23 protein-coding genes are annotated in these 25,434 nt (G+C 70.3%); 9 read left to right on the forward strand and 14 right to left on the reverse strand.

What is annotated here, in order from left to right:
- Positions 1 to 267: 267 nt before the first annotated feature.
- A complete protein-coding gene (locus TSO221_RS17930) occupies positions 268 to 1,587 on the reverse strand; it encodes a GH1 family beta-glucosidase (RefSeq protein WP_109119886.1) in 1,320 nt (439 codons plus the stop codon).
- Between the two features lie 82 nt (positions 1,588 to 1,669).
- On the opposite strand from TSO221_RS17930, the gene TSO221_RS17935 reads away from it, so the two are divergent.
- The 4 genes from TSO221_RS17935 (at position 1,670) to TSO221_RS17950 (ending at position 7,524) form a co-directional block, all read left to right on the forward strand.
- On the forward strand, positions 1,670 to 3,022 hold the full coding sequence (locus tag TSO221_RS17935; protein WP_109119887.1) for a GH1 family beta-glucosidase: 1,353 nt from the start codon (positions 1,670 to 1,672) through the stop codon (positions 3,020 to 3,022).
- Positions 3,019 to 4,302, forward strand: coding sequence for an alpha-glucosidase/alpha-galactosidase (locus tag TSO221_RS17940; RefSeq protein WP_109119888.1), 1,284 nt, complete (start codon positions 3,019 to 3,021; stop codon positions 4,300 to 4,302). Before TSO221_RS17935 ends, TSO221_RS17940 begins: the two co-directional genes overlap by 4 nt.
- Before the next feature lie 32 nt (positions 4,303 to 4,334).
- Positions 4,335 to 5,672, forward strand: coding sequence for a GH1 family beta-glucosidase (locus TSO221_RS17945; protein ID WP_109119889.1), 1,338 nt, complete (start codon positions 4,335 to 4,337; stop codon positions 5,670 to 5,672).
- Positions 5,673 to 5,751: 79 nt separating this feature from the next.
- Complete coding sequence (locus TSO221_RS17950) at positions 5,752 to 7,524, forward strand: ABC transporter ATP-binding protein/permease (protein WP_109119890.1); 1,773 nt, start codon at positions 5,752 to 5,754, stop codon at positions 7,522 to 7,524.
- A 202-nt stretch (positions 7,525 to 7,726) separates the two neighbouring features.
- Here TSO221_RS17950 and TSO221_RS17955 read toward each other — a convergent pair whose 3' ends face one another.
- The 8 genes from TSO221_RS17955 to TSO221_RS17990 all read right to left on the reverse strand — a co-directional run bounded on the left by TSO221_RS17955 (position 7,727) and on the right by TSO221_RS17990 (position 16,840).
- Complete coding sequence (locus TSO221_RS17955; RefSeq protein ID WP_109119891.1) at positions 7,727 to 9,001, reverse strand: amidohydrolase family protein; 1,275 nt, start codon at positions 8,999 to 9,001, stop codon at positions 7,727 to 7,729.
- On the reverse strand, positions 9,001 to 9,912 hold the full coding sequence (locus TSO221_RS17960; protein WP_109119892.1) for an ABC transporter permease: 912 nt from the start codon (positions 9,910 to 9,912) through the stop codon (positions 9,001 to 9,003). The genes TSO221_RS17955 and TSO221_RS17960 overlap by 1 nt, the downstream gene beginning before the upstream one ends.
- A gap of 6 nt (positions 9,913 to 9,918) precedes the next feature.
- The gene (locus tag TSO221_RS17965; protein WP_109119893.1) at positions 9,919 to 10,968 is read right to left on the reverse strand and encodes an ABC transporter permease; all 1,050 of its coding nucleotides are present in this window, start codon (positions 10,966 to 10,968) and stop codon (positions 9,919 to 9,921) included.
- Positions 10,958 to 12,490, reverse strand: a complete 1,533-nt coding sequence (locus TSO221_RS17970; RefSeq protein ID WP_109119894.1) for an ABC transporter ATP-binding protein — start codon at positions 12,488 to 12,490, stop codon at positions 10,958 to 10,960. The genes TSO221_RS17965 and TSO221_RS17970 overlap by 11 nt, the downstream gene beginning before the upstream one ends.
- Positions 12,491 to 12,637: 147 nt before the next feature.
- Entirely contained in the window at positions 12,638 to 13,642 is a 1,005-nt protein-coding gene (locus tag TSO221_RS17975; RefSeq protein WP_109119895.1) for a BMP family protein, read from the reverse strand.
- A 79-nt stretch (positions 13,643 to 13,721) separates the two neighbouring features.
- A complete protein-coding gene (gene upp / locus TSO221_RS17980; protein WP_109119896.1) occupies positions 13,722 to 14,357 on the reverse strand; it encodes a uracil phosphoribosyltransferase in 636 nt (211 codons plus the stop codon).
- A gap of 15 nt (positions 14,358 to 14,372) precedes the next feature.
- Positions 14,373 to 15,584, reverse strand: coding sequence for a URC4/urg3 family protein (locus TSO221_RS17985; protein WP_109119897.1), 1,212 nt, complete (start codon positions 15,582 to 15,584; stop codon positions 14,373 to 14,375).
- Positions 15,581 to 16,840: a GTP cyclohydrolase II gene (locus tag TSO221_RS17990; RefSeq protein ID WP_109119898.1), complete on the reverse strand. Its 1,260-nt coding sequence runs from the start codon at positions 16,838 to 16,840 to the stop codon at positions 15,581 to 15,583. The genes TSO221_RS17985 and TSO221_RS17990 overlap by 4 nt, the downstream gene beginning before the upstream one ends.
- Before the next feature lie 299 nt (positions 16,841 to 17,139).
- Here TSO221_RS17990 and TSO221_RS35995 point away from each other — a divergent pair, with 299 nt between their 5' ends.
- Positions 17,140 to 17,310 (forward strand): hypothetical protein, encoded by a 171-nt coding sequence (locus tag TSO221_RS35995; RefSeq protein WP_199229526.1) that lies wholly within the window; start codon positions 17,140 to 17,142, stop codon positions 17,308 to 17,310.
- Here TSO221_RS35995 and TSO221_RS17995 read toward each other — a convergent pair.
- Positions 17,307 to 18,317: an aldo/keto reductase gene (locus TSO221_RS17995; RefSeq protein WP_109119899.1), complete on the reverse strand. Its 1,011-nt coding sequence runs from the start codon at positions 18,315 to 18,317 to the stop codon at positions 17,307 to 17,309. The genes TSO221_RS35995 and TSO221_RS17995 overlap by 4 nt on opposite strands.
- A 96-nt stretch (positions 18,318 to 18,413) precedes the next feature.
- Between TSO221_RS17995 and TSO221_RS18000 the strand changes: the two genes are divergently transcribed.
- On the forward strand, positions 18,414 to 18,731 hold the full coding sequence (locus TSO221_RS18000) for a hypothetical protein (protein ID WP_109119900.1): 318 nt from the start codon (positions 18,414 to 18,416) through the stop codon (positions 18,729 to 18,731).
- Between the two features lie 30 nt (positions 18,732 to 18,761).
- Entirely contained in the window at positions 18,762 to 19,649 is an 888-nt protein-coding gene (locus tag TSO221_RS18005; RefSeq protein WP_109119901.1) for a LysR family transcriptional regulator, read from the forward strand.
- Between the two features lie 4 nt (positions 19,650 to 19,653).
- On the opposite strand, the gene TSO221_RS18010 is transcribed toward TSO221_RS18005, so the two are convergent.
- Positions 19,654 to 20,730, reverse strand: coding sequence for a response regulator (locus tag TSO221_RS18010; protein ID WP_247878111.1), 1,077 nt, complete (start codon positions 20,728 to 20,730; stop codon positions 19,654 to 19,656).
- Between the two features lie 160 nt (positions 20,731 to 20,890).
- Between TSO221_RS18010 and TSO221_RS18015 the strand changes: the two genes are divergently transcribed.
- Entirely contained in the window at positions 20,891 to 21,463 is a 573-nt protein-coding gene (locus tag TSO221_RS18015) for a peroxidase-related enzyme (RefSeq protein WP_109119902.1), read from the forward strand.
- Between the two features lie 16 nt (positions 21,464 to 21,479).
- On the forward strand, positions 21,480 to 23,201 hold the full coding sequence (gene sppA / locus TSO221_RS18020) for a signal peptide peptidase SppA (protein WP_109119903.1): 1,722 nt from the start codon (positions 21,480 to 21,482) through the stop codon (positions 23,199 to 23,201).
- A gap of 6 nt (positions 23,202 to 23,207) precedes the next feature.
- On the opposite strand, the gene TSO221_RS18025 is transcribed toward sppA, so the two are convergent.
- The 3 genes from TSO221_RS18025 to TSO221_RS18035 all read right to left on the reverse strand — a co-directional run.
- On the reverse strand, positions 23,208 to 23,945 hold the full coding sequence (locus tag TSO221_RS18025) for a TlyA family RNA methyltransferase (protein WP_109119904.1): 738 nt from the start codon (positions 23,943 to 23,945) through the stop codon (positions 23,208 to 23,210).
- A gap of 63 nt (positions 23,946 to 24,008) precedes the next feature.
- Positions 24,009 to 25,007 carry a PAS domain-containing sensor histidine kinase gene (locus tag TSO221_RS18030; RefSeq protein ID WP_109119905.1) on the reverse strand — a complete coding sequence of 333 codons (999 nt, stop codon included), beginning with the start codon at positions 25,005 to 25,007 and terminating at the stop codon, positions 24,009 to 24,011.
- Between the two features lie 230 nt (positions 25,008 to 25,237).
- Positions 25,238 to 25,434: hypothetical protein (locus TSO221_RS18035; protein ID WP_199229527.1), on the reverse strand; the 197-nt coding region annotated here is incomplete at its 5' end.

Genomic DNA, 25,434 nt, shown 5'->3' on the forward strand with positions numbered 1-25,434 from the left:
GCCGGAGCAGTGCACCCCGTCGCGATGACCAGAACCTAACCAACCAACCACACCGCGTCAAGAAGAAATTTCGATGCGATGCCGTTTTTCTTGTCGTTGCTGGAAAAGCAGAACAGCTTGTCTTGGCAACAATTTGAAAAACACCTTGCCACAACTTCGAATATCTCGGTCAGCATTGCTGTTCGCGCTGCTGACGTCGATCTTCAACCGTTCCGGCTGGGGTGAGGGCTTATATGGGATGGCCCGACCCGCTGTCCAGAGCTTTTTTCACCCCCTGCGGATGAAATCGGCGTACCAGCGGGCCGAGACTTTCGGCGTGCGCACCTGGGTGGCGAAGTCCACGTGCACGATGCCGAAGCGGCTGCCATAGCCCCCTCCCCACTCGAAGTTGTCGAGCAGCGACCACACGAAATAGCCGCGCACGTCCGCGCCATCATGAAGAGCGTCGGCCATCGACGCGATGTTGGCGCGCAGGTAGTCGACGCGCGGCGTGTCCGCCAAGCCGGCCTCGGACTTCGAGCCGTAGCCGTTCTCGGTGACGACGATCGGCAGACGGTAGCGCCGGTGGATGGTCAACAGGTTCTCGCGCATGGCCGCCGGCTCCAGCGGCCAGCCGACGTCGCTGCGCGGCATGTCGTCGGGCGGCGCGCCGAAGCCACAGCCCCAGACCATGTCCGGGTTGGGCGCCGCGTACATCGGCGCGTAGTGGTTCACGCCGAACCAGTCGATAGGGCGGCAAATGCGGGCCAGGTCGCCGGGCTGCACGTAGGGCTCGATGGCCTCGGCCAGCCGCGGCGGATAGGCGCCGAGGATCTGCGGGTCGGGGAAGGCGCGGTTCCACAGCTCGTCGAAGAGGGCGGCCGCCTCCACGCACGCCGGGTCGTCGCGCTCCGGCCGGCAGGGCTGATGGCTGTGGATGCAGCCGATGGAAGCGCCCGGCACCAGCGCGCGCAGCGCGTCCACCGCGCCGCCGTGCGCAAGGTTGAGGGTGTGGATGGCGCGCGCGTGCATGGAGCGGTCGGCGATGCTCGGCGCGCCCCAGCCGAACGCGTAGCCGAAGATGCTGTGCACCGACGGCTCGTTGATGGTGCCCCAGTGCTTGACGCGGTCGCCGTAGCGCCGGGCGCACAACGCGGCGTAGTCGGCGAACCAGCCCGCCGTGTCGCGGCTGGTCCAGCCGCCGAGGTCGTGCAGGGCCTGCGGCAGATCCCAGTGATAGAGACAAGCCCACGGCTCGATGCCGCGTTCCAGCAGCGAATCGATGAGGCGGTCGTAGAAGGCGAGGCCTTTCTCGTTCACCGCCCCCTTGCCGCGCGGCAGCAGCCGCGGCCACGCCAGGGAGAATCGGTAGGCGCGCACGCCCAGGTCCGCCATCAGGCGCACGTCGTCGCGGTAGCGGTGGTAGTGGTCGCACGCCACGTCGCCGGTGTCGCCGTGGTCAACGCGGTCCTTCAGCGTGCAGAAGGTGTCCCAGATGCTTGGGCCGCGGCCGTCCTCCTTCGCCGCACCCTCCACTTGGTAGGCGGAGGTGGAGGCGCCCCACAGGAAGTCCGGCGGAAAGCCCAGGTCTGCTGCTTTCGTGCGCATGGTGTGCTCCGTTCCGAGGCACGCTTCATGAAGCTTTTACCAAGGACGTATTACCATAAGATGCACGTCCGGGGAGGACAGCATGTCGGACAGCATCGATACCACCGGGTTTCCCGCGGGTTTCGTCTGGGGAGTCTCGACCTCGGCCTATCAGGTCGAGGGCGCGGTGACCGAGGACGGCCGCGGCGCCTCCATCTGGGACACCCGCTGCAAGACGAAGGGCGGCATCGGCGACGGCAGCAACGCCGACGTGGCGTGCGACCACTACCACCGCTGGCCCGAGGACATCGCGCTGATGCGGGACATCGGCGTCGATGCCTACCGCTTCTCCCTGGCGTGGCCGCGCCTTCTGCCGCGCGGCAAGGGCGCGGTGAACGAGAAAGGCCTCGCCTTCTACGACCGCCTCATCGACTCGCTGCTGGAACGCGGCATCGAGCCGTGGGCTTGTCTCTATCACTGGGACCTGCCGCAGACCCTGCACGACCTCGGCGGCTGGACCAGCCGCGACTGCGCCGGATGGTTCGCCGACTACGCCGCCCTGTGCGCCAAACGCTACGGCGACCGCGTCAAACGCTGGATCACCTTCAACGAGTTCTCGGTGTTCACTCTGTTCGGCTACGCCATTCCCTGGGCGGCGCCGGGGATCACCGACCGCGCGGCGCACCTCAAGGCCATCCATCACGTCAACCTCGCCCACGGCGCCGGGGTGGACGTGCTGCGGTCGCTGGTGCCGGGCGCCTCCATCGGCGCCATCCACAACCGGCAGAAGATCATCCCCGAGCACGGCCGCGAGGAGAACGTCGAGCCCGCCGCCCTGCTGGACGAGCACTGGAACAAGGCCTTCCCCGATCCGCAGCTTCTCGGCCACTACCCGCCGCGCCTCGCCGAGGCCATCGAGCCCTACGTGCAGCCCGGTGACATGGCCCGCATTTGCCGATCCATCGACTGGTTCGGGCTGAACCACTACGGCCCGATCTTCGCCAGGGCCGAGCCGAACAGCACCTGGGGCTACTGGTGGGGCGACGCGCCACCGAATTCGCCGGATTACGGAGTCGGCTGGGCGATCTTCCCCGACGCCTTCCGGGAGGAGCTGCTGGACATCCAGCGCACCTACCGCCTGCCGATCGTCGTCACCGAGAACGGCTGCGGCGGCAGCGACGTGGTGGACGCCGAGGGTCGGGTGAACGACCCGCACCGCATCGCCTACTTCACCATCTACCAGGAGGCCATGCGGGCGGCGATGCGCGAGGGCGCCGACGTGCGCGGCTACTTCGTGTGGTCGCTGCTCGACAACTTCGAGTGGGGCACCGGGTACGGGTCGCGGTTCGGCATCGTGCACGTGGATTTCCAGACCCTGAAGCGCACGCCGAAGGCCTCGGCGCGCTGGTACGCGGACCTCATCAAGGCGGCGCGCGCCGCCGGGAGCCAATCATGACGAAATCGGCCAAGATCGTCTTCATCGGCGCCGGCAGCGCCGCCTTCGGGCTCAGCCTGTTCCAGGACCTGTTCACCACCAGGAAGCTGGCCGGCTGCACGCTCACCCTGGTGGACACCAACGCCGACGCGCTCGACCGCATGGCGGACCTCGCCGGCGTGCTGAACCAGCGCGGCGAGGCCGGCATCGTCATCGAGAAGACCACCGATCGCCGCGCCGCCCTGCCCGGCGCCGACTTCGTGCTGAACGCCATTGCCATCGACCGCAACCGGCTGTGGAAGCTCGACTTCGAGGTGCCGAAAAAGTACGGCATCCGCCAGACCCTGGGTGAGAACGGCGGCCCCGGCGGGCTGTTCTTCACGCTGCGCACGCTGCCCTTGATCTTCGACTTCGCCCGCGACGTCGAGGAGCTGTGCCCGGACGCGCTGTTCATCAACCTCTCGAATCCCGAGAGCCGGGTGGTGATGGCGCTGGGCAAGTACGCCAGGGTCAAGGCGCTGGGCCTGTGCCACGGCATCTTCCTGGCGCGCTGGTTCATCGCCCAGATCCTCGGCATGACGGAGCCGGAGATCGACGTCTGGGGCGCCGGCCTCAACCACTTCCAGTGGCTGATGCACATCCGCGAGAAGGCGACGGGCCGCGACCTCTACCCGCTGCTGCGCGAGCGCGAGGCGACGCACGACCCGAGCTTCACGCCGCTGGCGCGCCGGCTGTTCCACGCCTTCGGGCTGTGGCCGACCTGCAGCGACGACCACACCGGCGAGTACCTGCCCTACGGCTGGGAAGGCGGCGAGCACGGCTTCGACTTCGACGGGGACGAGCGCGGCCGGGTCATCCTGAAGGACCTGATGGACGGCGTGATCGACGGCACCAAGCCGATCCCCGAGGACTGGACCAAGCCGTCCTGGGGCGAGCGCGTCGTCGCCGTGGCCGAGGGCATCCTCTACAACGAGAAGCGCTTCATCGAATCCGGCATCGTCTACAACCGCGGCGTCATCCCCAACCTGCCGCCGGACCTGGCGGTGGAGGTGCCGCTGCTGGCCGACGCCGCCGGCATCCATCCGGTCTCGCTCGGCCCCCTGCCCGACCCCATCGCCAAGCTGCTGACCATGCAGGCCGGCGTCCAGCAGCTCGCCGTCGAGGCGGCGGTGCGCAGCTCGAAGGAACTGGCGCTGGAGGCGCTGCTGATCGACCCGGTCGTCACCTCGACCGACGCCGCGCTGAAGATCCTCGACGAGCTGTGGGAGGTGAACAAGCCGTACATCCGCCCGTGCATCTGACGCCCTAAGCCCCTCCAGAAGGAAAACCCACCATGGCCGCCAACATTTTCCCCAAGGATTTCCTGTGGGGCGCCTCCACCGCCGCCTACCAGATCGAGGGGGCGCTCGACGCCGACGGGCGCGGGCCGTGCGTGTGGGACACCTTCACCGCCGCCGGCAACATCAAGGACGGCTCCAGCGCCGCGGTCGCCTGCGACCACTACCACCGCTGGCCGGAGGACATCGCGCTGATGAAGGACGCGGGCTTCAACGCCTACCGCTTCTCCATCGCGTGGCCGCGCATCCTGCCGACCGGCACCGGCGCGGTGAACGCGGCCGGCCTCGACTTCTACGACCGGCTGGTGGACGGGATCCTGGAGGCCGGGATCCGGCCGATGGCCTGCCTCTACCACTGGGACCTGCCGCAGCCGCTGGAGGACGCCGGCGGCTGGCAAGGGCGCGGCGTCGTCGGTCCGTTCGCCGAGTACGCCCGCGTCGTCGCGGCGCGGCTGGCCGACCGGGTCAAGGACTGGATGATGCTGAACGAGCCCAACGTCGTCGCCATCTTCGGCTACGGCGTCGGCGAGCAGGCGCCGGGCCACAAGCTGGGCGAGCAGGGCATGCTGCGCGCGCTGCACCACCAGAACCTCGCGCAGGGTGCGGCGCTGCGCGCCATCGCGGCGGAGCATTCCGGGCTGACTCTGGGCACCGTACTGAACCTCCAGCCCTGCCGGGCCGAGAGCGACCGGCCGGAGGACGTCGCGGCGGCGGCGCGCTGGGACGCGGTGTGGAACCGCGTCACCCTCGACGGGCTGCTGCGCGGCGAAATCCCGGCGCTGCTGGCCGACAAGATGAAGGGCTTCGTGCAGCCGGGCGACGAGGCGGCGATCCGCTATCCCATCGACCTGCTGGGCATCAACTACTACTCGCGCATGACCATGAAGCACGAGGAGGGGCATCCCTTCGACGTCTGGTGGGGCGACGCGCACTGCGACCGCTGGACCGGCATGGCGTGGCCGGTACAGCCGGACGGCCTCTACGACCTGCTGGTCTCGCTGAAGCGCGACTACGGCAACCCCGCCTGCTACGTTGCCGAGAACGGCGCCGCCTACGACGACGTGGTCGGCCCCGACGGCGCGGTGCACGACCCCGAGCGTGTCGCCTTCTTCCGCGACCATCTGGAATCGGTCGCCCGCGCGGCGGCGCAGGGGTGCAACGTCAAGGGATACCTGTGCTGGAGCCTGCTCGACAACTTCGAATGGTCGTTCGGGCTGGACAAGCGGTTCGGCATCGTGCGGGTCGATTACGACACGCTGAAGCGCACCCCGAAGGACAGCTACCGTTTCCTTGCCGCAACCGCGAAGGCCGGCCGCATCGTGGAGACTTTTTGAGACAAACCTTCGTGATCAACGGTTCCTTCGCTACTCCTTTGGTATAGCTTAGGCGTAGACGATGCGACTGGAGCCGGACATGCCGACGAGTGCCACCGATCAGCCGAAGCCGGGCTTCAGCCAACGGTTTCTCGGCCTCGTCCGCGGTTACTGGTCCAGCGAGCACAAATGGCGCGTGCGGCTGATGACCCTGGCCCTGCTGGTGCTGACCATGGGCCAGGTCGTCGTGCCGGTGCTGATCAACCTGTGGAGCGAGCGGCTGTTCGACGCGCTCGAACAGCGCTCCATGGACGGCTTCCTGATGATGATCGGCGCGGTCGGGCTGATCATCCTGTTCAACATCATCATCGTCACGCTGCACCTTCAGGTGAAGCGGCGCCTGCAGTTCGGCTGGCGGCAGTGGCTGACCACCACGCTGCTCGACGACTGGCTGACGCGCGGGCGGCACCACCAGATCACCTACCTTCCCGGTGACCACGACAACCCGGACGGCCGCATCGCCGAGGACATCCGCATCGCCACCGAGATGGCGGTGGACCTCGCCCACTCCCTGACCTACTGCGTGCTGCTGCTGATCAGCTTCACCAACATCCTGTGGATGCTCTCCGGCGCGCCGGAGGTCACGGTGGCGGGCGTCACCATCACGGTGCCGGGCTACCTGCTGTACATCGCGCTGCTCTACGCCGCGGCGGGCACCACCATCGCCATGGTCGTCGGCAACCCGCTGGTCAAGGCGGTCAACCGCCGACAGGGGCTGGAGGCGTCGTTCCGCTTCGGGCTGGCCCGGGTGCGCGAGAACGCCCCGGCCATCGCCCTGCTGCACGGCGAGTCCGAGGAGCGGCGGCGGCTGTGCGACCTGCTGGTCGGCGTGCGCTCGGGCTGGAACGGGCAGACGCGGGCGCTGACCCACATGATGGTGTTCAGCGCCACCTACTCGGTGCTGTCGGCGTCCTTCCCGATCCTGGTGGCGGCACCGCGCTTCATCTCCGGCGCCATCTCGCTGGGCATGCTGATGCAGACGGCGCAGGCGTTCCAGCAGACCGTGGCGGCGCTGTCCTGGCCGATCGACAACCTCGCCCGCGCCGCCGAATGGAAGGCGTCGGTGGAGCGCGTGCTGAGCCTGCAGGACGCGCTGGCCCGCCTCGACCGCGAAGTGGGCGGCGAAGGCACCGCGCGCATCACCGTCGACCGCTCGGACGAGGAGCGCACGCTGTCCTTCCGGCAGGTCTCCATCGCCGAGCCGGACGGCCACATGGTGATCAAGCCCTTCGACCTGGAGGTGCTGCCGGGCGAGCGCGTGCTGATCTCCGGCGATCCGGGGGCGGCGGTGCGGCTGTTCCGCGCGGTGGCGCGGGTCTGGCCGTGGGGCCACGGGCGCATCGCGCTGCCCGCCCACACCCGCGTGTTCTTCATGCCGGAGCGGCCGTACCTGCCGCGCGGCACGCTGCGGGCGGCGCTCAGCTACCCGGTCGGGCCGGAGAAGGTGACGGACGAGCAGGCGGCCGAGGCGCTGCGGCGCGTCGGGCTGGCGCAGCTGATCCACCGGCTGGACGAGGAGCTTCCCTGGGACGAGGAACTGGCGGTGGCCGAGAAGCAGCGCCTGGGCTTCGCCCGCCTGCTGGTCCGCCGCCCCGACTGGATCTTCATCGAGGACGCCACCGACGCCCTCGACCCCGCCAGCGAGGAGGAGATGCTCCGACTGCTCGACGAGGAGTTCCCCCGGGCGACTCTGCTGACCATCGGCAGCCACCCGGGCCTGGTGGCGCACCACAAGCGCAAGGTGGTGCTGGAGCGCGTCAACGGCGCGGTCCGTCTGATCGAGACGACGCGGGAGCCCGCGACCAACGCGTAGTCCGCGGTGCGGCGATGGGGGCAGGCGGCCCGATGATCATGAGTCTTGCGCGCCGCCACCGTCCAATGCTAGGATTATAGTCAGAAGCACCACACGTGCGCCCGGATGCCGCCGACGTGTGAACTGAACACGCCGCGCACAGTGTTTCACCGTGTTCCACTCTGTTCCATGCACCGACGGTGCACCGTGGCGCGGGGGGCGCTTACGACCGCGTGAACGTCACCGACCCCGGCCGGCCGGCCAAATCCAGCTCCGCCTGCACCGGCGCGCAGCGACTGACCACCTTGCCCCGCCGCAGTACGAACAGACGCGTCGCGCGGGTGCGGATCGCCTCCACCGGGTCGCCGGCCTGGAGCACCACGAGGTCGGCGTGGCAGCCCGGTTCCAGGCCGTAGCCCTCCAGGTGCAGCAGCTTCGCCGGGTTCGCGGTGACCGCCTGGAAGCAGGCGGCAATGCCGTCGGAGCCGGTCATCTGCGCCACGTGCAGGCCCATGTGCGCGACCTCCAGCATGTCGCCGGAGCCAAGCGGATACCAGGGGTCCATCACGCAGTCATGGCCCAGCGCCACCGTCAGCCCGGCGGCCATCAGCTCCGGCACGCGGGTCATGCCGCGGCGCTTGGGATAGGTGTCGTGGCGGCCCTGCAGCGTGATGTTGATCAGTGGATTGCTGACGACGCCCAGGTTCGCCTCCGCCATCAGCGGAATCAGCTTGGAAACGTAGTAGTTGTCCATGGAGTGCATGGAGGTGAGGTGCGAGCCGGTCACCCTGCCCTGCATGCCCAGCCTCTGCGTCTCGTAGGCCAGGGTCTCGACGTGGCGGGACAGCGGGTCGTCGGTCTCGTCGCAGTGCATGTCGACCAGCAGCCCGCGCTCCGCCGCGATTTCGCAGAGCAGGCGGACTGACTCCGCGCCATCGGCCATGGTCCGCTCGAAGTGCGGGATGCCGCCAACCACGTCGACGCCCATGTCGAGCGCCCGCTTCAGCAGCTCCACCGCACCGGGCGAGCGCAGCACGCCGTCCTGCGGGAAGGCGACCAGCTGCAGGTCGAGGTAGGGGGCGACGCGCTTCTTCACCTCCAGCAGCGCCTCGGTGGCGAGCAGGCGCGGGTCGCAGACGTCGACGTGGCTGCGGATCGCCAGCAGGCCGCGCGCCACCGCCCAGTCGCAGTAGACCAGCGCCCGCTCGACGATGGCGTCCTGCACCAGCGTCGGCTTCAGCTCGCCCCACAGCGCGATGCCCTCCAGCAGCGTGCCGGAGCGGTTGACCCGCGGCATGCCGTAGCTGAGCGTCGAATCCATATGGAAGTGCGCGTCGACGAAGGGCGGCGTCACCAGCCGGCCGGTGGCGTCGATCTCCTGCCCCGCCTCGCCGGGCAGGTTGGGCTCGACGGCGGCGACGCGCCCGCCGCGGATGCCGATGTCGATGCCGGTGCGTCCGTCGGGTAAGGTCGCGCGGCGCAGGATCAGATCGAACATCAGCGTTCTCCCTTGCGGTAGGGGATCATCAGGGCGCGCGGGTAGGCGGCGCGCCGCGCCACCAGCACCAGCGCCAGGATGCTCAACAGGTACGGCAGCATCAGGAAGACCTGGTACGGCAGCATCCCGCCGGCAATCTGCTGCAGGCGCAGCTGGAAGGCGTCGAAGGCGGCGAACAGCAAGGCGCCGAGCAGCGCTTTGCCCGGCCGCCAGGAGGCGAAGACCACCAGCGCGATGCAGATCCAGCCGCGCCCGTTGACCATGTTGAAGAAGAAGGCGTTGAACGCCGACAGCGTCAGGAACGCCCCGGCCAGCGCCATCAGCGCGCTGCCCGCCATCACCGCGCCGACGCGCACCGCGGTGACGCTGAGTCCCTGCGCCTCGGCGGCGCCCGGGTTCTCGCCGACCATGCGCACCGCCAGCCCGACCGGCGTGCGGTACAGCGCGTACGCCACCGCCAGAACCAGCAGCGCCGCGAGGTAGGTCAGCGGCGTCTGCGCCAGCGCGCCCGGCAGGTCGAGCGGCTGGAACGGCTGGATGGTCGGCGGCGTGCTCGCCTGCGGCAGCACGAGGCGGTAGACGAAGTAGGACAGGCTGGTGCCCAGCAGCGTCACGCCGATCCCCGCCACGTGCTGCGACAGGCCGAGCGGCACCGTCAGGGAGGCGTGCAGCAGACCCATCAGCGCGCCGCAGGCCATCGCCACCAGGACACCGGTCCACAGACCGCCGCCCTGGTAGACCGCCATCCACCCGGCCATGGCGCCCAGCGTCATAATGCCCTCGATGCCGAGGTTCAGCACCCCGGCGCGCTCGCACAGCAGCTCGCCCAGCGTGCCGAGCACGTAGGGTGTCGCGATGCGCAGCACCGCGGTCCAGAAGGCGGCCGAGACGAGGACGTCGAGAATCTCCATGGCGCCCTACCCCCGCCGCAGCCGGTAGCGCGCCAGCAGCCCGGCGACCAGCATGCACAGCAGGCTCGTGGCGACCAGCACGTCGGCGATGTAGTTGGGCACCGGCACGGCGCGGCTCATGGCGTCGGCGCCGACGAAGATGCCGGCGATGAACAGCGCCCCGCCGACCACGCCCAGCGGGTGCAGCTGCGCCAGCATCGCCACCACGATTCCGCTGTAGCCGAACCCCGGCGACAGGTCGAGCGTCAGGTAGCCTTTCAGCCCGCACACCTCCGCCGCTCCGGCCAGCCCGGCCAGCCCGCCGGACAGCACCGCGGTGCGCAGCATGACCTTCGTAACCGGCATGCCGGCGAAGGCGGCGGCGCGCGGGTTGGCGCCGACCGCCCGGTTCTCGTAGCCCCAGATGGTCCGGGTGTCGATCAGCCAGAGCACCGCCGCCAACGCCAGCGCGATCACCAGCCCGGCATGCAGGCGGGTGCGCGCCACCAGCTTGGGCAGTTCGGCGGCCTCGACCACCGGGGCCGACTGCGGCCAGCCCATGCCCATGGGGTCCTTCAAGGCACCCTCCAGCAGCAGGGAGACCAGCAGCAGCACGACGAAGTTCAGCAGCAGCGTCGTCACCACCTCGTCCACGCCGAAGCGCACCTTCAGCACCGCCGGCCCGAGCAGCGTCAGCCCGCCGGCCAGTGCGCCGGCGATCAGCACCGTGGGGATCAGCAGCCAGAAGGGCAGGTTCAGCATCCCGCCGCCCAGCACCACCGCGGCCAGCGCGCCCATGTAGAGCTGCCCCTCCGCCCCGATGTTCCACAGCCTGGCGCGGAAGGCGACGGCGGCAGCCAGCCCGGTGAGGATCAGCGGCGTGGCGCGGGTCAGCGTCTCGGTCAACGCGAAGCGCGAGCCGACGGCGCCCTCGACCAGCAGCCCGTACGCCTTCAGCACCGGCGCCCCGGTCCACGCCACCAGCAGCGCGCACAGCGCCAGCGCCGCCAGCACCGCCCCGACCGGCGCCAGCACGCGCACCGCCAGCGGCGTGTGCGTGCGCGGTTCAAGCCGCATGGCCGACCTCCTTCAGCACGTCCCAGTGCCCGGCCATCAGCAGGCCGAGCTGGCGGATCGACACCCGGTCGTGCGGCAGCAGCGGCGTCAGCCGGCCGTGGTGGATCACCGCGATGCAGTCGGCCAGCGCCAGGATCTCGTCGAGATCCTCGGAGATCAGCAGCACCCCCGCCCCCGCCGCCCGCGCCTCCAGCAGCCGCCCGTGCACGTAGGACACCGCACCGACGTCGAGGCCGCGCGTCGGCTGGCTGGCCAGGATCAGGTCCGGCCGGTGCGCCAGCGTGCGGCCGAGGATCAGCTTCTGCATGTTGCCGCCGGACAGCAGCTGCGTGCGCGCGTCCGGCCCCGGGCAGCGCACGTCGAAGGCGCGGATCACCTCGTCCGCGTAACGGCGCGCCGCGCCGCGCTTCAGCACGCCGAAACGCGAGAAGGCCGGGTCGCGGTAGCGCTCGGCGATCAGGTTCTCCCAGACCGACATCGCGCCGACGAGGCCGGCGGCGTGCCGGTCCTCGGGAATCCGCGCGACGCCGCGCTGGACCATGGCGGCGGGATCGGCGGCAACGACGGATTCTCCCTTCAGCGTCACGCTGCCGGAATCGGCATGGATCAGCCCGCTGATCAGATCGGCCAGCGCCGTCTGGCCGTTGCCCGACACCCCGGCGATGCCGATCACCTGATGCCGCCGGACCGTCAGGTCCACCGCGTCGAGCAGCGGCCGCCCATGGCCCGAGGCCACCGTCACGCCGGACAGCGCCAGCACCGGTTCGCCGGGTTCCATCGGGGCGGGAGTCGGCGGCTTGATATCGCGGCCGACCATCAGCGCGGCCAGCTCCTCGCGGTCGGTCTCGGCCGTCCGGCGGGTGGCGACCAGCCGGCCTGCGCGCAGCACGGCGACGCTGTCGCTCACCGCGAAGACCTCGTTCATCTTGTGGCTGATGAACACCACCGCCAGCCCGTCCGACGTGAGCCGGCGCAGCGTGTCGAACAGGCCGGACGCCTCCTGCGGGGTCAGCACCGCGGTCGGCTCGTCGAGGATCAGGATGCGGGCGTCGCGGTAAAGCGCCTTGAGGATCTCCACCCGCTGCCGCTCGCCCACCGACAGGTCGGCGACCAGCGCGTCCGGCCGCACACCGAGGCCGAAGCGCCCGGCCAGATCGAGCAGCCGTTTGCGCGCACCGCCGCGGTCGGACCACGGACGCCACAGCGGCTCGGTGCCGACGGCGATGTTGTCGAGCACCGACAGGTTGTCGGCCAGCGTGAAGTGCTGGTGCACCATGCCGATGCCGGCCTCCAGCGCGGCGCGCGGCGAGCCCGGCGGCAGCGGACGGCCGAACGCCTCCACCGAGCCCTCGTCGGCCACGTAATGGCCGAACAGGATGTTCATCAGGGTCGTCTTGCCGGCGCCGTTCTCGCCAAGCAGCGCCAGCACCTCGCCGGCATGCAGCGTCAGCGAGATGGCGTCGTTGGCGACCAGCGGCCCGAAGCGCTTGGTGATGCCGGTCAGGCGGAGGACGGGGGTCATCGGTTTTGAAGAGGGACACTCGATCCCTCCCCCAGCCCCGCTGGGGGAGGTCAGGTGGGGGCAACGGCGCTGTCGGCCGGCGGATGCTTGGCGGGGCCGCTGCCCCCACCCAACCCTCCCCCGCCGGAGGCGGGGGAGGGCTCATCTTCACATCGTCGACTTCGGCTCGCCGTCGTTGACCTTCACGGTGAACTTGCCGTCGCGGATCTCCTGCTCGCGGGCCTTCACCTTGGCCACCGCCGCCTCGGGCACCTTGCCCTCGAAGGTGCCGAGGGGAGCGAGGCTGGAGCCCTTGTGCTTCATCAGGCTGTAGGGGCCGTAGTCCTCGGCCTTGTAGGAGCCGGCCTTCACCGCGGCGATGGCGCGGTCCACCGACGGCTCCATGTGCCAGAGCGCGCTGGCGACCACCGTCTCCGGGTACTGCGGCTGCGTGTTGATGACGTTGCCGATGGCGAGCGCCTTGCGCTCCTTGGCGGCGTCGGACACGCCGAAGCGCTCGGCGTACATCACGTCGGCGCCGCGGTCGATCATGGCGAAGGCGGCTTCCTTGGCCTTCGGCGGGTCGAACCAGGAGCCGATGAAGCTGACCGAGAACTTGACGTTCGGGTTCACCTCCCTGGCGCCGTCCATGAAGGCGTTCATCAGGCGGTTCACCTCGGGGATTGGGTAGCCGCCGACCATGCCGATCACGTTCGACTTGGTCATCGCCCCGGCAATCATGCCGGTCAGGTAGGCCGGCTCCTGGATGTAGTTGTCGAAGACCGAGAAGTTCGGTTCCTGCGGCTGGAAGCTGGAGCCCATGACGAACGCGGTCTTGGGGTAGTCCTTGGCCGCGGTGCGTGCCGCGCGCTCGACGCCGAACACCTCGCCGAAGATCAGCTGCTGGCCGCCCTCGGCGTACTGGCGCATGACGCGCTCATAGTCGGTGTTGGCGACCGACTCGGCCCAGACGTAGTCGATGTCGCCGCGTGCCTCGGCGGCCTTCAGCGCGGTGTGGATGCGGCTGACCCACTGCTGCTCGATCGGCACGGTGTAGACGCCCGCCACCTTGAGCTTGCCCTGCGCCCACGCGGGCGCGGAAAGAGCGACCGCCGCCGCCGCAACGCCGCACAGCACGGCGCGGCGAGTCACGTCCCTGACCCAGGTCCCCATCTGCCCACCCTCTTCTTGTTCGTACGGTTCAGCAAACGGCGACGAGCGTGGCACGGCACCCGATGCTCGGCAACCGGTATCACCGCGTGCCGTACAGCCGGTCGCCGGCGTCGCCCAGGCCGGGCAGGATGTAGCCCTGCCCGTTCAACTGCCGGTCCACCGACGCGGCGTAGACCGGCACGTCCGGGTGCGAGTCGTAAAAGTTGCGCAACCCCTCCGGCGCCGCCACCAGCACTGCCAGCTTGATGGAGACCGCGCCGGCGTCCTTCAACCGGTGCACCGCCGCCTCGGCCGTGTGGCCGGTGGCGAGCATCGGATCGACCAGGATGACCAGCCGCTCCTCGATGTCCTCCGGCACCTTGAAGAAGTACTCGACGGGGGTCAGCGTCTCCTGGTCGCGGTACAGGCCGATGTGGCCGATGCGGGCCGAGGGCAGCAGCGTCCGCATGCCGTCCAGCATGCCCTGCCCAGCCCGCATGATCGACACCAGGCACAGCTTCTTGCCGGTCAGGATCGGCGCGTCGAAGGTGGTCAGCGGCGTTTCCACCGGCCGCGTCTCCAGGGCCAAGTCGCGCGTCACCTCGTAACCCATGAGCTGGGAGAGCTCGCGCATCACCTCCTGGAAGCGAAGGGTCGGCGTCTCCTTGCGGCGCAGCAGGGTCAGCTTGTGCCGCACCAGCGGGTGGTCGATGACGGTGAGCGTCGGAATGGGCATGCGCGGACCCCTGCGTCAGAAAACCGTGCCGTCGCTGCGGATGCGGATCGGCGGGCTGCCGTCCGGGCGCCGCTCGCGGGCGATCCAGCGGCCGGCCGTCCAGGTGCCGCCCTGCAGCACCTTGGCCAGCGGGAAGGCTTCCGCCGGCACGCCGAGCCGCGCCCGCACCCCGTCCGCCAGCCGGTCGAGCAGCGCCACGGTGAGCGCCCGCCACTCGACCACCGCCGGATCGCCGACCTCCAGCGCGTCGGCCAGCACGCGCGGGTCCTTCGGCGCCAGCACGCCGGTGTCCACCAGCAGCCCGCCGTTGCGGTATTCCGGCAGGCCGGTCAGCCCGTCCAGCCCGATGACGCGCATCCCGGCGTCCTCCAGCGGCTCGACCAGCGAGTAGGTCAGCCACTGCGACAGCTTGTGGAACGGCACCAGCCCGCCGGTCGGGTGGCGCCAGACGTCGCCCAGGTTGACGCCCTCCAGCTCGATCCGCCCCGGCCAGATCGGCCCGAGGCCGCGCAGCACCGCCGACAGAATCGCCGACGCCGGCAGCACGCCGCCGGGCGCCTGCGCCTTGAGGTGGTCGTACAGGTTGCCGACGCGCGCCGGGCGGCCGAACAGGTCGGGCGCCTTGTTCAGCGCCTTGCCCAGCCGGCGCAGCAGCGCCACCCGCCCGTCCAGCCCGACCAGCGGGTTGCCGGCGGAGACCTGGAAGCCGTCGGCGAGCGTGCTTTCCGCGATGTCCATCAATGCGTCGGCGTCGGCGCGCAGCCGCAGCAGGCCGGTGCTCTCGGCAAAGGCGCCGTGGCGGAACATGTCGAAGCTGGCGATGGCCAGCCCCTCCGAGCGCATCAGCTCCGCCCCGTCGGCGTCGCGGTAGCGCCAGAGGTCGCCGGCCCCGGCGTCGAGCAGCACGCTGACCACCGCCAGGTCGATGCGGATACGCGCCAGCTCGTCGGCGTCGAGGCAGTCCAGCGTCTCCGCCAGCTTCACCCAGCGGTCCTCGCCGTTCACCACGAAGTGCCGCCAGCGGCTGTGGTAGGGCACCGCGAGGTCGGGGTAGCAATCGCGCGTCACCTCGACCACCAGATCAGCGGCCTCGTCCAGACACTCCGGGTGCAGCTCGAAGTGGTCGAGCGCGCCGCGCTCGGCCTCGGCGAGCAGGGCGTGCGCCCGCTCCCGCACGGCGTCGGCCGACAGGAGCCATGCGACGCTGGTGTCCGGTCCGGCGCTCAATCCGTCAGCCCCCGGCCCTTGGCCCGCGCCAACTCATCCGCCGTCGGTACGGCGGGGGTGAAGTAGCCGGCGGCCTTCTTGGCGTCCATCTCCACCTTGGCGTCGTCGGGGATCAGTTCGTCGGGGATGGGGATCTGCTCGACGATCTCGATGCCGGCGCGGCGGATGGCATCGGACTTCATGTTGCTCATCGACACCATGCGGTCGATGCGCGTGACGCCCAGCCAGTGGAAGACGTCGGGCATCAGCTCCTGGAAGCGCATGTCCTGCACGCCGGCCACGCACTCGGTGCGCTCGAAATAGGCCTCAGCACGGTCACCGCCGGGCTGGCGCTTGCGGGCGTTGTAGACCAGGAACTTGGTCACCTCGCCGAGCGCCCGGCCCTCCTTGCGGTTGTAGATGACCAGGCCGACGCCGTTGTCCTGCGCGGTGCGGATGCACTCCTCGATGCCGTGCGTCAGGTAGGGGCGGCAGGTGCAGATGTCCGAGCCGAAGACGTCCGACCCGTTGCACTCGTCGTGCACGCGGCAGGCGACCTGGCGGTCCGGGTCGGTGATCGCGGCGACGTCGCCCAGGATGTAGACGGTCTGCCCGTTGATCGGCGGCAGGAAGACCTTGAGGTCGGGGCGGGTCACCAGTTCGGGGAACATGCCGCCGGTGTGCTCGAACAGGCCGCGGCGCAGCGCCGTCTCGGTGATGGCGAAGCGCTTGGCGACGCCGGGCAGGAACCACACCGGCTCGATGGCGATCTTGGTGACGCGGGCGTCGCCGCTCTCCAGCAGGATCCTGCCGTCGGGCTTCAGGCGGCCGGCCTGCATGGCCTCCGCCAGTTCCGGCACCTTGATGCGCGCCTTGGTGACGGCGACGGTCGGGCGGACATCGACGCCGCGGTCCAGGTGCTCCTTGAACGCCTCGCTGACCACGTGGCCGAACGGGTCCATGGAGACGATCTTCTCCGGGTCAAACCACTGCGGGTGCGGGCCGATGGCCTCGGCGGGGGCGGTGTTGGTCAGGTCCGGCACGTGGTAGGCGCTGAGCTGCCCGGCCGCCACCGCCAGCGCCCGGTACACCGCGTAGCTGCCGGCGTGCGCGCCGATGGCGTTGCGGTGCGAGGGATCGGAGAGCGAGGCGACCACCGGTCCGCGCTCCGCCGCCGTGGCCGCCCCCCAGTGCACCGGCGTGTAGCGCGGCTTGGCGCCGCCCGGATGCGAGGCGAGGACGATGTGTCGCTGCGGCTGGTTTCGGCGGCTTTCCATAGGGATGCCTTTGCGCTGCCCCGGACCGCGACATGGTGACACACTCCGGCCCCGAGGGAATACCGAAACAAAGGGCCGCCCCCTCTAACCTTCGGCCAGGACAAAGAAAGCCGCCGACGCCCGGTGAGGGACGGCGGCGGCCAGTGAATGTGCCAAACGTTGAGTGACGCCTTCAGCCTCGGCAGGCAACCGGGAGCCCGCAACGCGGCAAATGCACACAGGGTTATGCGGCGAGCCCGCGCGAGACGGCCTTGCGACTGCGGTGTTTTCACCACGGGAAGCATCCAGGGAAGCCAGCCATGACAGACCCGAAACCGACCGACCCGCGGGATCCGCGCGGAGACACCCCGGCCGAGGAGGAGGAGCGCACGCGTCCCGACCAGATCGGCATCATCCCCGGCAAGATTCCCGGCCGGCCCACCGATCCGCACGACCCGCGGTTCCCGGCGAGCCAGCCGGACTTGGCCTAGACGGTGCGCGTCACCCGCCCCTCGATGGCGTAGGCTGGGTCGTTGTACCCGGGTGTCGACGGGTGTCCGGTGGTCACCAGGCCGTCCACCAGCGCCTCGTCCTCCGCCGTGAAGGCGTAATCGAGCGCGCCCAGGTAGTCACGCCACTGTTCCTCCGTGCGCGGGCCGGCGATGGGCGCGGTGACGAGGCGGTTGTTCAGCACCCACGCGACGGCGAACTGACCCGCGGTGATGCCGCGCGCCTCGGCGTGGCGCCTGAGGGTCTGGGCGATCTCCAGGCTCTCGCGCCGCCACTCGGTGTTCATCATGCGGGTGTCCTTGCGGCCGGCGCGGGTATCGGGCGGCGGCTCGGCGTCGGGGGCGTACTTGCCGGTCAGCACGCCGCGCGCCAGCGGGCTGTAGGGCACCACGCCCAGGCCGTAGTGGCCGCAGGCCGGCAGCACCTCGACCTCCGGCATGCGGTTCATGGCGTTGTAGTAGGGCTGACATGCCACCGGCCGGTCGATGCCCATCCCATCGCACAGCCGGCAGATCTCGGCGATCCGCCAGGAGCGGACGTTGGAGACGCCGAACGTGCGGATCTTCCCCGCCCGGATCAGGTCAGCGAGGGCGGCCACCGTCTCCTCCAGCGGGGTGTCGGGATCCTCGCGGTGCAGGTAGTAGAGATCGATCCAGTCGGTGCCCAGCCGCGTCAGGCTGGCGTCGCAGGCCAGCGTCAGCCAGCGCCGCGACAGGCCGCGCCGATTGGGACCTTTCCCCATGGCGTTGCCGACCTTGGTGGCGAGCACCCAGCGCTCGCGGTCCGCGGCGATGGCGCGGCCGACCACCTCTTCCGAGCGGCCCTCGTTGTAGACGTCGGCGGTGTCGATGAAGTTGATGCCGGCTTGCGCCGCGTGCGCGACGATGCGGGCGCTGGTGGCCTCGTCGGCCGGACCGCCGAACATCATGGTGCCGAGGCAGAGCGGCGACACCTTGACGCCGCTGCGGCCGAGCTTGCGGTACTCCATATCCCCTCCCGGTGTTCCGGTTGTTGACGGGGATGATGCACCGGACCGACGCCGCCCTCCAGGCGTTTTCCGTCCGACAGGCAAGGGAGCGATACGATGGACACAATGACCGACGCCCGCCGCCAGGCCGGGCTGGAGCTGCAGGCGCTGGCGCAGGAGTTCGAGGCGAGCGACGAGGCCGCCTTCCACCGCACGCGCATCCTCTGCTGGGCGGTGCTGGCGATCGCCGCGCTGATCGAGATGCTGCTGCTGATCGGCGGGGGCGACTGGCGCTACCTGCTGGCGTCGTGGATCGCCATCGCCGGGCTGACATGGTTCGGCTACGCGGTCTCCACCAGCCGCCAGCGCCGGCAGACGGCGCGGCTGCGCGAATTGGCGCTGCGCTGGCTGGGCGTCGACCCGCCGGTGGTGTAACCTGCCCCCGGACCGGCGCGGAGAGCGGACATGGACGCGGGCGATCTCAGGGTGTTCGAGGCAGTGGCCCGGCTGGGCGGCATGAACCGCGCGGCGGCCGAGCTGAACACCGTGCAGTCCAACGTCACCGCGCGCGTCCGCGCGCTGGAGGAGGAGCTGGGCGTCCCGCTGTTCCACCGCCACAGCCGCGGCGTGACGCTGACCGACGCCGGGGTGCGGCTGCTGCCCTACGCGGTGCGGGTGGCGCTGCTGCTCGACGACGCCAAGCGCGCGGCGAAGGACGACGGCGCGCCCAAGGGGGCGCTGACGCTCGGCTCGCTGGAAACGACCATGGCGCTGCGCCTGCCGCCGGTGCTGGCCTCCTACGCCGCGTCCTATCCCGACGTCGATCTGGTGCTGCGCACCGGCACCACCGCCGAGCTGATCCGCGACGTGCTGGAGCACCGCCTGGAAGGCGCCTTCGTCTGCGGCCCGGTGGACCACCCGGATCTGGAGGAGGAGACCGTCTACCGCGAGGAGCTGGTGGTGGTGACCGCCCGCCCGCTCCGCTCGCTGGACGATCTGGCGCGCCGCGGCGACCTGAAGATCGTGGTGTTCCGTGCCGGCTGCTCCTACCGTCACCGGCTGGAGGCGATCCTGGCGCAGCGCGGCGTCGTCTCGCTGCGGCTCTTGGAGTTCGGCACGCTGGACAGCATCCTCGCCTGTGTCGCCGCCGGGATCGGCGTCACCATGCTGCCGCGCGCCGTGGTGGCGCGGGCGGTGCGCGACGGGCTGGTCGCCGCGCACGGCCTGCCGCCGGTGGACGCCAACGTCGAGACGGTGTTCATCCGCCGCCGCGACGCCTTCCGCTCCAGTGCGCTCACCGCCTTCCTCGACCACGCCCGGCCGCCGCTCCGGCACGCCGATGCGGCGGAATAGGGCGTCAGGCCTCCTTCGCGTATTTCCTCTTCGCCACCGCCAGCGAGGCCAGCAGCTGCTGGCCGGTGGCGCCGCCGTCGCCGCTGACGCGGCCATGCATCACCGCCTTGATCGCGTCGACGTGCGCCTTGAACAGCAGTTGCTCGTTCGGCGTGACGACCTTCAGCCCGCCGCTGGTCGCCTCGTAGAGCGACTTGGCGACCTGGGTGATCAGGGGATAGCCGAAGATGCCGCCCTGCCCGCGCATCTCGTGCGCCGAGCGGTTGATGTCCACCACCAGCCCGGCGATGTGCCGCGAGTCGGCGCCCAGCCGGTCCACGCGCCGGGCCATCTCCTCGACCTCGGCCGCGATCCAGGTGGCGTAGTCGCCGGCGCGGCTCTGGATCTCCGCCTCCGCCGCCTCCAGCACCGACTCTGGCAGCGCCGGCACCGGGTCGCGCGGGCCGACTCCGACCTTGGCGCCCAGGCGGTTCGGCAGCTCGAAATAGACCACCGGATGGCGGTCGAGCCCCATCGGGCGGGACCGGCTGTGCACCACCAGGATCTCCCGCTCGCTGGTCATGCGGCAGTCCATCATGACCGGCTTCGCCGCGCGCCGGCGGTCCGGCCCGAAATAGCCGGCGGCCAGCACGAAGCGGCGCGGCCGGGCGATGGCCATCATCAGCCGGGCGCTCACCGTGCCGGCCGAGAACGGCTTGGCGATGAAGTCGGTGGCGCCGAGGTCGCGCGCCTGCGCCACGTAGTGCCGGTCGGCGGCGCCGGAGAGCATCAGCACCGGCAGGAACTTGTCCGGCGACCGCGGGCTGGAACGGATCCAGCGCAGCAGCATCATGCCGTCCACCTCGGGCATGACGATGTCGGTGATGACCACGTCCACCGGCGCGGTGCCGGGCGGCAGCGCCGCCTTACGCTCCTCCAGGAAGCGGATGGCGTCGGCGCCGTTCCTCGCCGCGTGCACGGTGCCGACGCCGATCGAGCGCAACGCGCCCGTCAGCACCGAGCGGATGAAGGCGCCGTCCTCCACCACCAGCACGGACAGCGGCCCCAGCCGCGACCATCCCATGACCGAAGCGTCGTTCATCGCCTTTTGCCAAGTCAACGCCTTGAACTAACGGCGAATTGATGGCACGTCCGCGCCCCGCTTGGCGAGGGCGAAGTTCGGTATGGGCGTGCAGGGAAGGCTTGCGTCGGCGGCGGGTGCCGCTACCTTGGACGCGACGACAAGGGGAGGAACCCACGCGATGCCGCAACCCGATCACATCATGGCCCTGCCGGTGCCGGACCCGTCCACGCTGGACGACGACATGATGGCCTACTTCGACAAGTGCACGGAGAAGCTGGGCTTCATCCCCAACGTGCTGCGCGCCTACAGCAGCCGGCAGAAGAAGCTGCGCACCTTCGCCCAGTTCTACAACGAACTGATGCTCGGCGAGAGCCGGCTGTCGAAGCTGGAGCGCGAGATGATCGCGGTGGTCGTCTCCTCGGCCAACCACTGCTACTACTGCCTGGTGGCGCACGGGCAGGCGGTGCGCAAGCTGTCCGGCGACCCGCAGCTGGGCGAGATGCTGGCGGCGAACTACCGCGTGGCGCCGCTGGAGCCGCGCCAGCGCGCCATGCTCGACTTCGCCTGGAAGCTCACCAAGGAGCCCTGGTCGATCGGCGAGGAGGACCGCGAGGCGCTGCGCCGCGTTGGTCTCTCCAACGACGAGATCTTCGACGTCGCCGACGTCGCCGGGTTCTACAACATGTCGAACCGGGTCGCCTCGGCGGTGGACATGATCCCCAACCCGGAATACCACACCCTCGACCGCTGATAGGGAACCCTGCCCGATGCTGCGCTTCCTGGTCCGCCTGTTCGCCTTCATCGGTTTCCTGGTGGTGACCGGCATCGGCACCGCCGTCTGGTACCTCTGGACGCACGAGGAGCCGCTGCCCAACGCGGTGGTGCTGACGCTGGACCTCGACAAGCCGCTGTCCAGCCGGCCCGACGCCGACGCGCTGGGCAGCCTGCTCGGGCGCGAGGCCAGCCTGCGCGACGTGCTGGACGCGCTGGAGCGGGCGCGCACCGACGCGCGGGTCAAGGGCCTGCTCGTCCGCATCGGCGGGCACGAGCCGGGCTTCGCCGAGGCGCAGGAGATCCGCAACGCCGTGGAACGGTTCCGCGCCACCGGGCGCTTCGCGCTGGCCTTTGCCGAGGGGTTCGGCGAGGGCGGGGCGGGCAACCGCTCCTACTACCTCGCCACCGGCTTCGACGAGGTGTGGGTGCAGCCGCTGGGCGACGTCGGCATCACCGGGCTGGCGGCGCAGATCCCGTTCGCGCGGGGAGCCCTCGACCAGCTCGGCATCCAGCCGCAGGTGCAGCAGCGCGAGGAGTACAAGAGCTTCGCCGACACCTTCACCCAGCGCGACCTCACACCCGCCAACCGCGAGATGACGCAGGCGCTGCTGTCCGACCTCAGCAAGCAGCTGGTGGACGGCATCGCCAAGGCCCGCCGGCTCGACGTGAACGAGGTGCGGGCGCTGATCGACCGGGCGCCGCTGATGGACCAGGAGGCGCTGCAGGCCCGGCTGATCGACCGCATCGGCTACCGCGACGAGGCCGAGGCCGAGGCGAGGCGCCGCGCCGGCGGCGGCGAGACGGTGGAGCTGACCGACTACCTGGACGCGGCCGGGCCGCCGCACCGCGACGGGCCGGTGGTGGCGCTGATCCACGCGGTCGGCACCATCAGCCGCGGCGAGAGCGAGGGGCGCGGCATCAGCGAGGTCTCCGCCGGCTCCGACACCATCGTCGAAGCGTTCGACAAGGCGGTCGAGGACGACGACGTCAAGGCGATCCTGTTCCGTGTCGACAGCGGCGGCGGCTCGGTCACCGCGTCGGAGTCGATCCGCCGCGCCGTGGTGCGGGCGCGCGAGCGCGGCAAGCCGGTGGTGGTCTCCATGGGCGACGCGGCGGCGTCCGGCGGCTACTGGATCTCGATGAACGCCGACCGCATCGTGGCGATGCCCGGCACCATCACCGGCTCCATCGGCGTGGTCGCCGGCAAGATGTCGCTGGAGGGGCTGTCGGAAAAGCTGGGCGTGCACTGGGGCGTGGTGGCGGACGCGAAGAACGCCGGCATGTGGTCGCCGTTCCGGGCGTTCAACGAGTCCGAACAGGCGCGCCTGACGGCGATGATCGACCGCACCTACGCCAGCTTCCTCGCCAAGGTCGCCGAGGCGCGCAGGCTGCCCGCCGACAAGGTGCGCGCGGCGGCCAAGGGGCGCGTGTGGACCGGCCAGCAGGCGCTGGGGCTGGGGCTGGTGGACGAGTTGGGCGACACCGAGACGGCGCTGATGCGGGTGCGCGAGGCGATCGGGCTGAAACCCGACGCCCCGGTGGCGCTGGAGCCCTTCCCGCCGCCGAAGTCGACGCTGGAGGAGATCCGCAGCGTGATGTCCGGCAAGGGCCTGGTGCGCGATGCGGTGGCGCGCGAGCTGCGTGCGTGGCTCGGGCCGCTGCTGGACGTAGCGGAGCCTGGGGTGAGGGCGAAGATGCCGGCAGTGAAGTTTTAGGGGGGACTACTCGCGCATCGCCCCGATCAGGAACTCCTTGTTGCCTTCCGGGCCGGTGATCGGGCTCTCGGCGATGCCCAGCACGCGCCAGCCCGGCAGGCCATCCAGCCAGGACCGGATGCGCTCGCACACCTCGGCGTGCAGTTCCGGCTCGCGGACCACGCCGCCCTTGCCGACGCGGCCCTTGCCGACCTCGAACTGCGGCTTGATCAGCGCCACCAGCCGCGCCCCGGGCGCCGCCAGCGCCAGCGGGCCGGGCAGCACCACCTCCAGCCCGATGAAGCTGGCGTCGCACACCACGAGGTCCACCGGGTCGGGGATCTCGGCACTGGTCAGGTGGCGGGCGTTGGTCTTCTCCAGAACCACGACGCGCGGGTCCTGCCGCAGCTTCCAGGCCAGTTGCCCGTGCCCGACGTCCACCGCGTAGACCTTGGCCGCCCCGCGGGTCAGCAGCACGTCGGTGAAGCCGCCGGTCGAGGCGCCGACGTCCAGCGCCACCAGCCCGGCCGGATCGATGCCGAATTCGTCCAGCCCCTTCACCAGCTTCAGCCCGCCGCGCGACACCCAGGGGTGGTCCTGCCCCTTCACCGACAGCGGCGCGCCCTCGGCCAGCAGGTCGCCGGCCTTGTCGATGCGGCGGGTATCGGAATAGACCAGCCCGGCGAGAATCAGCGCCTGCGCCTTGGCACGGCTCTCGGCGAGCCCGCGCTCCACCAGCGCCATGTCCACGCGTACCTTCGCCATGCCGGCACCTCCCCCAGGATCAGGCGAGATGCATGGCGTAACGAGGCGCCCGCTGCAAGGGAATCAGGCCGGCAGGTCGACCACGAAGCGCGTGCCCGGCACGTTCGGCTCGGCGCGGAACTTGCCCTTGAGCTGGCTGGTGAAGGCGCGGACCACCTTCATGCCCAGCGTGTCGGCGCGCGCCACGTCGTAGCCCTCGGGCAGGCCGCCGCCGTGATCGGCGACGGTCAGGCTCTTGCGGCCATCCGGCTGCACGTGGAACCCCACCGCCACCTCGCCCGGATGCCCCTCCGGGTAGGCGTACTTGACAGCGTTGCTGACCAGTTCGTTCACCACCAGCGCGAGCGGGATCACCGTGTCGGCCGGCAAGTCGACATCGTCGGCCTCCACCGCGATGGTGCGGCCGGCCGCAGCGGCGCTGCCGCCCAGCTCGCGGCAGAGGTCGCGCAGGTAGGCGCCGAAGGCGACCTCGCTGTAGGTCTGACTCTGGTACAGGCGCTGATGCACCTGGGCGATGGTGCCGGTGCGGCCGCAGGCCTCCTGGAACTGCCGGCGCAGCTCCGGGTCCTTGGCGCTGAGCGCCTGCAGGGTGAGCAGGCTGGAGACCAGCTGCAGGCTGTTCTTGACGCGATGGTTGACCTCGCGCAGCAGCCCTTCCGTCTGCTTCAACGCCGCCGCCTTGGCGGACACGTCGTGCATGGTGATCAGCACGCCGTGCGCGCTCCCGGATCCGGACAGCGGCGCGCAGTCGACATCCCAGACATGGATCCGGCCGTCCGCACCGGTGACGGTCAGGTCGCTGACCCGCGCCGGCCGGCTGGTGCGGCGGACCTCATCCAGACCATCCACCAACCCCGGGACCCCCTCCGCCAACCGGTCGCCAAGCTGGGGGGCCGATGCCATGGGCAGCGCACGAAACGCAGCGTTCACATAGCGGTAGCGGTGCTCGGGCCCTTCGATCACGGCCATGGCGACCGGCGCCTGTTCCAGCGACGCGAGGAGAAGCGCCGTGTCGCCGGCTCCAAATGCGCCGGCAGCGGCGGTGTCAGACAGGGGAACCATTGTAGAACTGACGGTCCTTCGCAGTGTCCGTACGGAGTGAACCTCGTTTCCGAAATGTAGTGGAACGACGATGTCGTCTCCAGGGGAACCTATAGACACGAAACTACCCAAATCGGGGTAGGTCTTTCGATGCCGATCCTTGTCCTACGGACCAAAGACAGAGGGCCGCCCGGGCAGGCGGCCCATTATTGCAGTTATGTGACCTTGAACTATGTGACCTTGGATACGCCCTACGCGCGCACCTCGGCCAACGCGTCGATGCCGAGCGCAAGCAGCGCGGTGGCGACGATGGACTTGGCGCCGAGGCCGGCTTCCTCGTACTGCTTGGCCGGGGTGTCGTGGTCGAGGAAGCGGTCGGGCAGCACCATCGGGCGGATCTTCAGCCCGCCGTCGAGCAGGCCGGAGGTCGCCAGGAACTGCAGCACGA

The sequence above is a fragment of the Azospirillum sp. TSO22-1 genome, from assembly GCF_003116015.1.
GTDB lineage: Bacteria > Pseudomonadota > Alphaproteobacteria > Azospirillales > Azospirillaceae > Azospirillum.